The following is a 10,100-nucleotide window of genomic DNA, read 5'->3' on the forward strand; positions in this document are numbered from 1 at the left end:
GCAGGTTTTCCACCGGTATGCGCAGGCAGGCGAGCAGGGTCAGGGCAATCACTGCCACGGCGATCAGGCTGGCTGCGCTGAAGAAGTCCAGGCTCAGGCCCAGTGGGGTGATCAGCTGGAAGAACAGTGCGCCGGCCTGGGCCAGCACCGCAACGGCACCGAGCAGGCCAAGCAGGCGCTTGTCGGCCTTGCGGCCCTGGGCGAGGTATGAGCCCTGGTAGATGGCCGCTGCTATATAAAGGCCGGCGGCGATCAGGTTGGGGATGAGGCTGGGTGAGGAGAACATAAGTCCTGATTGGCGAGCCTTAAAGAGACGGAGTTTGGCATAGTGAGCTGCAAGCTGGAAGCTGCAAGCCTGAAGCGGGGGGCTTTAAGCGGCAAGCTTCAAGCTTCAAGCGGCAAGCTTCAAGAAAAAGCAGCCATCCCGCGCATCGACTCTTGCTTGCAGCTTGCAGCTTGCAGCTTGCCGCTCGGAAGCCAAGGTGGGCGCCGCCGCCGCACTTCGCTATAATCGCCGCCTTGCTGTGCCTGGCGGGTATGTTTTTCCCTGCAGGCGCCTGACAAACCTCGGCTTTTACTGGGCCTGAAAGGATCACCATGTTCGAAAACCTGACCGACCGCCTGTCACAGACGCTGCGCCACGTCACCGGCAAGGCCAAGCTGACTGAAGACAACATCAAGGACACGCTGCGCGAAGTGCGCATGGCCCTGCTCGAGGCCGACGTCGCCCTGCCGGTGGTCAAGGATTTCGTCAACAGCGTCAAGGACCGTGCGGTCGGCACCGAAGTGTCACGCAGCCTCACCCCGGGCCAGGCGTTCGTCAAGATCGTGCAGGCCGAGCTGGAAAGCCTCATGGGCGCGGCCAACGAAGACCTGGCGCTCAATGCCGCCCCGCCTGCCGTGGTACTGATGGCCGGCTTGCAGGGCGCCGGCAAGACCACCACCGCTGGCAAGCTGGCGCGCTTCCTCAAGGAACGCAAGAAAAAGAGCGTGATGGTGGTGTCCGCCGACGTCTATCGCCCGGCGGCGATCAAGCAGCTGGAAACCCTGGCCAACGACATCGGTGTCACCTTCTTCCCGTCCGACATCAGCCAGAAGCCGGTGGCCATTGCCGAAGCGGCCATCCGCGAAGCCAAGCTCAAGTTCATCGACGTGGTCATCGTCGACACCGCCGGCCGCCTGCACATCGATGCCGACATGATGGCCGAGATCAAGGCGCTGCACGCTGCGGTCAAGCCGATCGAAACCCTGTTCGTGGTCGACGCCATGACCGGCCAGGACGCCGCCAACACCGCCAAGGCCTTTGGCGAGGCGCTGCCGCTGACTGGCGTGGTATTGACCAAGGTCGACGGTGACGCCCGTGGCGGTGCTGCGCTGTCGGTGCGTGCCATTACCGGCAAGCCGATCAAGTTCATCGGTATGGGTGAAAAAACCGAGGCCCTCGAGCCGTTCCACCCCGACCGCGTGGCCTCGCGCATCCTGGGCATGGGCGATGTGCTCAGCCTGATCGAGCAGGCCGAGCAGACCATCGACAAGGCCAAGGCCGACAAGCTCGCCAAGAAGCTGAAGAAGGGCAAGGGCTTCGACCTCGAAGACTTCCGCGACCAGCTGCAGCAAATGAAGAACATGGGCGGCCTGGGTGGCCTGATGGACAAGCTGCCGAGCATCGGCGGGGTCAACCTGTCGCAGATGGGCAACGCCCAGGGCGCGGCCGAGAAGCAGTTCAAGCAGATGGAAGCGATCATCAACTCCATGACCCCGGCCGAGCGCCGCGACCCTGACCTGATCAGCGGTTCGCGCAAGCGCCGTATCGCCCTGGGTTCCGGTACCCAGGTGCAGGACATCGGCCGGCTGATCAAGCAGCACAAGCAGATGCAGAAGATGATGAAGAAGTTCTCTGCCAAGGGCGGCATGGCCAAGATGATGCGCGGCCTGGGCGGTATGCTCCCGGGCGGCGGCATGCCCAAGCTGTAACACGTATTCCGGGTGCCTGCCTTTCGTCGGGCAGGCATCCAGAACCCCCGCCATGGCGGGGCAACGGCCGCGAATTTCGCGGCGCAACCGGCAAATCTGGACGGCGGGGCGGTGCCTTGCCGAAAAAGTCATTTGCAAATGTCCGTGTATTCCCCGAGAATATGCGGCCTTTTGGGCACCCGTGTGCCTATTTGGCATTCAGATTTGCAGTAAAAACTGCAACACCGACTATAGGAACGATGTTCACATGGTAACCATTCGTCTGGCCCGTGGCGGCTCGAAAAAGCGCCCATTCTACCACCTGACCGTGACCAACTCGCGTAACGCCCGTGACGGCCGTTTCGTTGAGCGCGTTGGCTTCTTCAACCCGATCGCATCGGGCGCCGAAGTCAAGCTGTCGGTCAACCAGGAGCGCGTCACCTACTGGCTGAGCCAGGGCGCACAGCCGTCTGAGCGCGTTGCTCAGCTGCTGAAGGACGCTGCCAAGGCCGCTGCCTGAAACGTATGAACGCGACGCCAGAAAAGGCTGACGACCTCATCGTCGTTGGCAAGATTTTTTCGGTTCACGGCGTTCGCGGCGAGGTGAAGGTGTATTCCTTTACCGATCCGATTGAAAACCTGTTGGATTATCCGCGCTGGACGCTTCGGCACGAAGGCAAGGTAAAGCAGGTCGAGCTGGTCAGCGGTCGTGGCTCCCAAAAGGGCCTGGTCGTGAAACTGAAAGGCCTCGATGATCGTGATGAAGCCCGGCTTCTGAGCGGTTACGAAATCTGCATTGCGCGGAGCCTTTTGCCCAACCTGGCTGCCGACGAGTACTACTGGTACCAGTTGGTGGGTCTGAAGGTCATCAACCAGGACGAACACCTGTTCGGCAAGGTCGATCACCTGTTGGAGACTGGCGCGAACGATGTAATGGTGGTCAAGCCCTGTGCGGGCAGCCTGGATGATCGCGAGCGGCTGTTGCCCTATACGGAGCAATGCGTGCTGGCAATCGACCTGGAAGCAGGCACGATGCGGGTTGAGTGGGACGCGGATTTCTAAACGATGGGTAACCTTCGCGTAGATGTCATCACGTTGTTCCCCGAGATGTTCTCGGCCATCACGGAGTACGGCATTACCAGCCGCGCGGTGAAACAAGGGTTGCTTCAGGTGACTTGCTGGAACCCGCGGGACTACACCACAGATCGTCACCACACGGTAGATGATCGGCCGTTTGGCGGTGGTCCGGGCATGGTGATGAAAATCAAGCCTCTGGAAGATGCACTGGTTAGCGCCAGGCAGGCAACCGGAGCTGCGGCGAAGGTGATCTACCTTTCGCCACAAGGCCGCAAGCTGACTCAGCAAGCGGTCAAAGGCCTGGCCGAACAGGAGTCGTTGATCCTGATCGCCGGTCGTTATGAGGGCATCGACGAGCGCTTTATCGAGGCTCATGTCGATGAGGAGTGGTCGATTGGTGACTATGTGCTTTCCGGTGGCGAGCTGCCGGCCATGGTACTGATCGATGCGGTTACGCGGCTGCTGCCCGGAGCTTTAGGGCATGTGGACTCGGCGGAAGAGGATTCCTTTACCGACGGTCTGCTTGATTGCCCGCACTACACCCGGCCTGAGGTGTATGCGGATCAGCGTGTTCCCGACGTGTTGCTAAGTGGCAACCATGCACACATCCGGCGTTGGAGGATGAAGCAGTCCCTTGGTAGGACCTTCGAACGACGCGCCGATCTTCTGGAAAGTCGCTCGCTTTCTGGAGAAGAGAAGAAGCTGCTCGAGGAATATCTCCGCGAGCGGGACGATAGTTAAACGTATCGATGGTGGATCGCGTATCCATCTTAGGAGCACAGCATGACCAACAAGATCATCCAGCAGCTCGAAGCCGAGCAGATGAGCAAGGAAATCCCGACCTTCGCACCAGGCGACACCGTTGTCGTTCAGGTTAAAGTGAAGGAAGGTGAGCGTTCCCGTCTGCAGGCGTTCGAAGGCGTCGTTATCGCCAAGCGTAACCGCGGTCTGAACAGCGCCTTCACCGTGCGCAAGATCTCCAGCGGCGTTGGCGTAGAACGTACCTTCCAGACCTACAGCCCGCAAATCGACAGCCTGGCCGTGAAACGTCGTGGTGACGTGCGTAAAGCCAAGCTGTACTACCTGCGCGACCTGTCCGGCAAAGCCGCTCGCATCAAGGAAAAACTGTCCTGAGTACAGTTTGCCCGGTGGCCGAGGCCGCCTAGCGAGAGAAAAGCAGCCTTCGGGCTGCTTTTTTGCTTTTCAACCTTCAGAAGATCGAATTGCGATGACTACCCGAGACCAGGAAATTCAGCGCCGCACCGAACTGTCGGTTACCCGCGTGACCAAGGCGGTGTTCCCCAACACCACCAACCACCACAACACCCTGTTCGGCGGTACTGCGCTGGCCTGGATGGACGAGGTGTCGTTCATCGCTGCCACGCGCTTCTGCCGCCTGCCGCTGGTGACCGTGTCCACCGACCGCATCGACTTCAAGCACCCGATCCCGGCCGGCTCGATCGTCGAGTTGGTGGGCACGGTGATCAAGGTCGGCAACACCAGTTTGCAGGTGCAAGTGGATGTGTTCGTAGAAAACATGTACCTGGACGGCCGTGAACGTGCGATCCATGGGGTGTTCAGCTTTGTCGCCATCGACGAGGACAAGCGCCCGGTGCCGGTTTTGCCCCAGGCCTGAGTTCTTCTGCACTGGCCCTTTCGCCGGCGCGCTCGCTTCTACAAGCCATGCAAAGCTTTCAAAGCCTGTGCAGGCCCTGTGGGAGCGGGCGTGCCCGCGAAGAGGCCGGTACAGACAACCCCCAGGCTGCTGTGAAACACTAGCCCCATCTCCAACACTCAGCAGCCCTGAATGCCCGCCCTAGACCACCCCCTGATCGACCAGTTCCTCGACGCCCTGTGGCTTGAGAAAGGCCTGTCCGACAACACCCGCGTGTCCTACCGCAGTGACCTGGCCCTGTTCAACGGCTGGCTGCATGAGCGCTCCGTGGCGCTGCCCGACGCTGGCCGCGACCTGATCCTCGACCACCTGGCCTGGCGCCTGGAGCAGGGCTACAAGCCGCGTTCCACGGCACGTTTCATCTCCGGCCTGCGCGGCTTCTTCCGTTACCTGTTGCGGGAAAAGCTGGTGGCCATCGACCCGACCTTGCAGGTCGACATGCCGCAACTGGGCAAGCCTTTACCCAAGTCGCTGTCCGAAGCGGACGTCGAAGCCCTGCTGCAGGCCCCGGACCTGGGCGAGGCCATCGGCCAGCGTGACCGCGCCATGCTCGAAGTGCTGTACGCCTGTGGTCTGCGCGTCACCGAACTGGTCAGCCTGGCCCTCGACCAGGTCAACCTGCGCCAGGGCGTGCTGCGGGTCATGGGCAAAGGCAGCAAAGAGCGCCTGGTTCCCATGGGCGAAGAAGCCGTGGTATGGCTGGAGCGCTACCTGCGCGGTGGCCGTGCCGATCTGCTCAATGGCCGCCCCAGTGATGTACTGTTCCCCAGCCTTCGCGGCGAGCAGATGACCCGCCAGACCTTCTGGCACCGCATCAAGCACCATGCCCGCGTGGCCGGTATCGACAAGCCGCTGTCCCCGCATACGCTGCGCCATGCCTTTGCCACCCATTTGCTCAACCATGGCGCCGACCTGCGCGTGGTGCAGATGCTGCTGGGCCACAGCGACCTGTCGACCACGCAGATCTACACCCATGTGGCCAAGGCTCGCCTGCAACAGTTGCACGCCCAGCACCACCCGCGTGGATGAATGTTTTTCATGTTCCGCCGACCGGTCCTTGCCAGGCCCTTCACCAGCAGCGTGATGTGGTAGGCTTGGGCGGTTTGCACCAAGGGCCGCACGCTCACCGCTCTTTTTCGCCGGTGGCGCCCTCCGGTCCCTGTCCGCCTTCAGGAGTTCCCATGCGCGTGACCCAGTTTTTCGCCGCCGCCGCGTTGGCGCTGGCCAGTACCTTTGCGCTTGCCGCGGCAACCGACAGCAATGCCGGTGCCGAGCAGGCCATCCGTAAATCACTGCAAAACCTCGAGCTGGAAGTACCCGTGGAAAGCGTGGCCAGCAGCCCGCTGAACGGCCTGTACGAAGTCAAGCTGCAGGGCGGCCGGGTGCTCTACGCCAGCGCCGATGGCCAGTTCGTGATGCAGGGGTATCTGTTCCAGATCCAGAACGGCAAGCCGGTCAACCTTACCGAAAAAACCGAACGCCAAGGCGTGGCCAAGCTCATCAACGGCATTCCAGCCGCCGAGATGGTGGTTTATCCTGCCAAGGGCGAAACCAAGTCGCATATCACCGTCTTTACCGACACCACCTGCCCGTACTGCCACAAGCTGCACGCCGAAGTGCCTGAACTGAACCGCCGCGGTATCGAAGTGCGCTATGTCGCCTTCCCGCGCCAGGGCCTCGGTTCGCCGGGTGACCAGCAATTGCAGGCGGTGTGGTGCTCCAGCGACCGCCGCGCGGCGATGGACAAAATGGTCGAAGGCGAGGAAATCAAGGCGGCCAAGTGCGCCAACCCGGTCGGCAAGCAGTTCCAGCTGGGCCAGTCGATCGGTGTCAACGGCACGCCGGCCATCGTGCTGGAAAGCGGCCAGGTCATTCCGGGCTACCAGCCGGCGCCACAGGTCGCCAAGCTGGCACTGGCCAAGTAATCCAATTCAGTACGCCGTCGTCATGGGGTGACGGCATGTTTCACGGTCGGCAAGGTGCCGGCCGTTCAATGGGGAGTTCACAGTGAAACCGGTCAAAGTAGGCATCTGTGGGTTGGGGACCGTCGGTGGCGGAACCTTCAATGTACTTCAGCGCAACGCCGAGGAGATTGCCCGTCGTGCCGGGCGCGGTATTGAAGTGGCACAGATCGCCATGCGCTCGCAGAACCCGAACTGCCAGATTACCGGTACCCCCATTACCGCTGATGTGTTCGACGTTGCGAGCAACCCCGAGATCGACATCGTCATCGAGCTGATCGGCGGCTACACCATCGCCCGCGACCTGGTGCTCAAGGCCATCGAGAACGGCAAGCACGTGGTCACCGCCAACAAGGCGCTGATCGCCGTGCACGGCAACGAAATCTTTGCCAAGGCCCGCGAAAAAGGCGTGATCGTCGCCTTCGAAGCGGCCGTGGCCGGCGGCATCCCGGTGATCAAGGCCATCCGTGAAGGCCTGTCAGCCAACCGCATCAACTGGCTGGCCGGCATCATCAACGGTACCGGCAACTTCATCCTCACCGAAATGCGCGAGAAGGGCCGGGCCTTCCCCGATGTGCTGGCCGAAGCCCAGGCGCTGGGCTACGCCGAAGCCGACCCTACCTTCGACGTCGAAGGCATCGATGCTGCGCACAAGCTGACCATCCTCGCCTCCATCGCGTTCGGCATTCCGCTGCAGTTCGACAAGGCCTACACCGAAGGCATCACCCAGCTGACCACCGCTGACGTGAACTACGCCGAGGCCCTCGGCTACCGCATCAAGCACCTGGGCGTGGCCCGGCGCACCGCTGAAGGCATCGAGTTGCGCGTGCACCCGACCTTGATCCCCGCCGACCGCCTGATCGCCAACGTCAACGGCGTGATGAACGCCGTGATGGTCAACGGTGACGCCGCCGGTTCGACCCTGTACTACGGTGCCGGTGCCGGCATGGAGCCAACCGCCTCGTCGGTGGTTGGCGACCTGGTCGATGTGGTCCGTGCCATGACCTCCGACCCGGAAAACCGCGTACCGCACCTGGCCTTCCAGCCCGATTCGCTGTCGGCCCACCCGATCCTGCCGATCGAAGCCTGCGAGAGCGCCTACTACCTGCGTATCCAGGCCAAGGATCACCCAGGCGTGCTGGCCCAGGTGGCCAGCATCCTTTCCGAGCGTGGTATCAACATCGAGTCGATCATGCAGAAGGAAGCCGAGGAACAGGACGGCCTGGTACCGATGATCCTGGTCACCCACGGCGTGGTCGAGCAGCGCATCAATGATGCCATCGTCGCCTTGGAAGCCCTGCAGGACGTGGTCGGCAAGGTTGTGCGCATTCGCGTCGAGCAGCTCAATTAAGCGGCAAGCCTCAAGCTGCAAGGTGCAAGTGAAGGCAGTGCAGTTTTGAGGCTTCGAACAGAGTTAATTCGCGGGAACAGCGAGATGCAGAGCACAAGAGCAAGGCCAGTCGGCTTTTCTTGTAGCTTGCCGCTCGCAGCTTGCCGCTCAAATCAAAGGTTTGCACCCATGCGCTATATCAGTACCCGCGGCCAGGCACCGGCCCTGAATTTCGAAGACGTGCTGCTGGCTGGCCTGGCCAGTGACGGCGGCCTGTATGTGCCGGAAAACCTGCCACGTTTCACCCAGGAAGAAATCGCTTCGTGGGCCGGCCTGCCGTACCACGAACTGGCCTTCCGGGTCATGCGCCCGTTCGTTGAAGGCAGCATCGCCGACGCCGACTTCAAGAAGATCCTCGAAGAAACCTACGGCGAGTTCGCCCACGCAGCGGTGGCCCCGCTGCGCCAGCTGAACAGCAACGAATGGGTACTCGAGCTGTTCCACGGCCCAACCCTGGCGTTCAAGGACTTTGCCTTGCAACTGCTCGGGCGCCTGCTCGACCACGTGCTGGCCAAGCGCAACGAGCGCGTGGTGATCATCGGCGCCACCAGTGGTGACACCGGCTCCGCGGCCATCGAAGGCTGCCGCCGTTGCGACAACGTCGACATCTTCATCCTGCACCCGCACCAGCGCGTGTCGGAAGTACAGCGCCGGCAGATGACCACCATTTTCGGTGACAACATCCACAACATCGCCATCGAAGGCAACTTCGACGATTGCCAGGAAATGGTCAAGGCCAGCTTCGCCGACCAGTCGTTCCTCAAGGGTACCCGCCTGGTGGCCGTGAACTCGATCAACTGGGCGCGCATCATGGCCCAGATCGTCTACTACTTCCATGCCGCCCTGCAGTTGGGTGGGCCGTCGCGTTCCGTGGCGTTCTCGGTGCCGACCGGCAACTTTGGCGACATTTTTGCCGGCTACCTGGCGCGCAACATGGGCCTGCCGGTCAGCCAGCTGATCGTCGCCACCAACCGCAACGACATCCTGCACCGCTTCATGAGCGGCAACCAGTACGTCAAGGAAACCCTGCACGCCACCTTGTCGCCGTCGATGGACATCATGGTGTCGTCCAACTTCGAGCGCCTGCTGTTCGACCTGCACGGCCGCAACGGTGGCGCAATTGCCGAACTGATGGCCAACTTCAAGCAGGGTGGCGGCTTCAGCGTCGAGCAGGACCGCTGGACCGAAGCCCGCAAGCTGTTCGATTCGTTGGCCGTCAGCGACGAGCAGACCTGCGAGACCATCGCCGAGGTGTTCGCTGCCACTGGCGAGGTCCTCGACCCGCACACCGCGATCGGCGTCAAGGCCGCCCGTGAGTGCCGCCGCAACCTGGACACGCCGATGGTGGTGCTGGGTACCGCGCACCCGGTCAAGTTCCCTGAAGCGGTAGAAAAGGCCGGTGTGGGCAAGGCACTCGAGCTGCCGGCGCACCTCAGCGACCTGTTCAGTCGTGAGGAGCGTTGCACGGTGCTGGCCAATGACCTGAAAGCGGTACAGGGCTTTGTCAGCCAGCATGGCAACCGTGGCAAGCCATTGTAACGGGTGTGCCTGGGGCTGCTGCGCAGCCCCGTCGCGATACAAGGCCGCTCCTGCAGGCAACCGCGTTGGCTTCAGCTGACGCGGTATAGCCAGTTCCCGCAGCTTAATCAGAATCATCCTATTCAGGCGGCATTCACCAGCGCCTAAATTAGCCGGTCCTCCCATCAGGAGCGGCTCATGCACCAGACCGTCGTGTTGATTCATCAGGCACGCCCATCGCACCAGATCCTGCTGCACCAGGCCCTCAACGCGCAAGGCGTGTTCGCTGTGCGCATCAGCGCGACCACCGCTGAACTGGATGCCCGCCTTGGCGCCGAACGCCGCCCAGACCTGCTGATTCTCGACCATGCCATGCCAACCAGGGCCGGCCGTGCCCTGCTCGCACGGCTGGCACAGGCCCGTGCCCTGTTGTTCGTCGGCCAGCCTGCGCCGCAGCGTTTCGACCTGGCCCAAGAGGCGCGCAAGCAAGGCCTGTGGGTACTCGCCGAGCTGCCCTGGCCGTTGT

11 protein-coding genes and 1 pseudogene are annotated in these 10,100 nt (G+C 62.1%); 11 read left to right on the forward strand and 1 reads right to left on the reverse strand.

Features of this window, described 5'->3' with window-relative positions; translation table 11 throughout:
• Positions 1-286 (reverse strand): annotated as a pseudogene (locus tag APH30_RS23975) (inner membrane protein YpjD); the annotation flags it as partial.
• A gap of 311 nt (positions 287-597) precedes the next feature.
• On the opposite strand from APH30_RS23975, the gene ffh reads away from it, so the two are divergent.
• From ffh to APH30_RS24030, 11 genes are all read left to right on the forward strand, one after another.
• Positions 598-1,974, forward strand: a complete 1,377-nt coding sequence (gene ffh / locus APH30_RS23980; RefSeq protein ID WP_009683441.1) for a signal recognition particle protein — start codon at positions 598-600, stop codon at positions 1,972-1,974.
• A gap of 247 nt (positions 1,975-2,221) precedes the next feature.
• A complete protein-coding gene (gene rpsP, locus APH30_RS23985) occupies positions 2,222-2,473 on the forward strand; it encodes a 30S ribosomal protein S16 (RefSeq protein ID WP_008094480.1) in 252 nt (83 codons plus the stop codon).
• A gap of 5 nt (positions 2,474-2,478) precedes the next feature.
• Positions 2,479-3,015, forward strand: coding sequence for a ribosome maturation factor RimM (gene rimM, locus APH30_RS23990; RefSeq protein WP_009683442.1), 537 nt, complete (start codon positions 2,479-2,481; stop codon positions 3,013-3,015).
• A gap of 3 nt (positions 3,016-3,018) precedes the next feature.
• Positions 3,019-3,771 (forward strand): tRNA (guanosine(37)-N1)-methyltransferase TrmD, encoded by a 753-nt coding sequence (gene trmD, locus APH30_RS23995; protein ID WP_003252146.1) that lies wholly within the window; start codon positions 3,019-3,021, stop codon positions 3,769-3,771.
• A gap of 42 nt (positions 3,772-3,813) precedes the next feature.
• On the forward strand, positions 3,814-4,164 hold the full coding sequence (rplS, locus tag APH30_RS24000) for a 50S ribosomal protein L19 (RefSeq protein ID WP_003252148.1): 351 nt from the start codon (positions 3,814-3,816) through the stop codon (positions 4,162-4,164).
• Positions 4,165-4,258: 94 nt separating this feature from the next.
• Positions 4,259-4,666, forward strand: a complete 408-nt coding sequence (locus tag APH30_RS24005; RefSeq protein WP_009683444.1) for an acyl-CoA thioesterase — start codon at positions 4,259-4,261, stop codon at positions 4,664-4,666.
• Between the two features lie 171 nt (positions 4,667-4,837).
• Positions 4,838-5,734 carry a site-specific tyrosine recombinase XerD gene (gene xerD, locus APH30_RS24010; RefSeq protein WP_054913960.1) on the forward strand — a complete coding sequence of 299 codons (897 nt, stop codon included), beginning with the start codon at positions 4,838-4,840 and terminating at the stop codon, positions 5,732-5,734.
• A 152-nt stretch (positions 5,735-5,886) separates the two neighbouring features.
• Positions 5,887-6,630 carry a DsbC family protein gene (locus APH30_RS24015; protein WP_029888038.1) on the forward strand — a complete coding sequence of 248 codons (744 nt, stop codon included), beginning with the start codon at positions 5,887-5,889 and terminating at the stop codon, positions 6,628-6,630.
• Between the two features lie 82 nt (positions 6,631-6,712).
• Complete coding sequence (locus APH30_RS24020; protein ID WP_009683447.1) at positions 6,713-8,017, forward strand: homoserine dehydrogenase; 1,305 nt, start codon at positions 6,713-6,715, stop codon at positions 8,015-8,017.
• Between the two features lie 168 nt (positions 8,018-8,185).
• Positions 8,186-9,595 (forward strand): threonine synthase, encoded by a 1,410-nt coding sequence (gene thrC / locus APH30_RS24025; protein WP_009683448.1) that lies wholly within the window; start codon positions 8,186-8,188, stop codon positions 9,593-9,595.
• A gap of 177 nt (positions 9,596-9,772) precedes the next feature.
• On the forward strand, positions 9,773-10,100 hold a 328-nt coding region (locus tag APH30_RS24030; RefSeq protein ID WP_054913961.1), incomplete at its 3' end, for a response regulator transcription factor.

This window comes from Pseudomonas sp. NBRC 111127, assembly GCF_001320345.1.
Taxonomy (GTDB): Bacteria; Pseudomonadota; Gammaproteobacteria; order Pseudomonadales; family Pseudomonadaceae; genus Aquipseudomonas; species Aquipseudomonas juntendi.

What these genes read in the sequence shown, in the direction of transcription:
- ffh (WP_009683441.1), top strand. Translation starts at nt 598, where the DNA reads ATGTTCGAAAACCTGACCGACCGCCTGTCACAGACGCTGCGCCACGTC.
- rpsP (WP_008094480.1), top strand. Translation starts at nt 2,222, where the DNA reads ATGGTAACCATTCGTCTGGCCCGTGGCGGCTCGAAAAAGCGCCCATTC.
- rimM (WP_009683442.1), top strand. Translation starts at nt 2,479, where the DNA reads ATGAACGCGACGCCAGAAAAGGCTGACGACCTCATCGTCGTTGGCAAG.
- trmD (WP_003252146.1), top strand. Translation starts at nt 3,019, where the DNA reads ATGGGTAACCTTCGCGTAGATGTCATCACGTTGTTCCCCGAGATGTTC.
- rplS (WP_003252148.1), top strand. Translation starts at nt 3,814, where the DNA reads ATGACCAACAAGATCATCCAGCAGCTCGAAGCCGAGCAGATGAGCAAG.
- APH30_RS24005 (WP_009683444.1), top strand. Translation starts at nt 4,259, where the DNA reads ATGACTACCCGAGACCAGGAAATTCAGCGCCGCACCGAACTGTCGGTT.
- xerD (WP_054913960.1), top strand. Translation starts at nt 4,838, where the DNA reads ATGCCCGCCCTAGACCACCCCCTGATCGACCAGTTCCTCGACGCCCTG.
- APH30_RS24015 (WP_029888038.1), top strand. Translation starts at nt 5,887, where the DNA reads ATGCGCGTGACCCAGTTTTTCGCCGCCGCCGCGTTGGCGCTGGCCAGT.
- thrC (WP_009683448.1), top strand. Translation starts at nt 8,186, where the DNA reads ATGCGCTATATCAGTACCCGCGGCCAGGCACCGGCCCTGAATTTCGAA.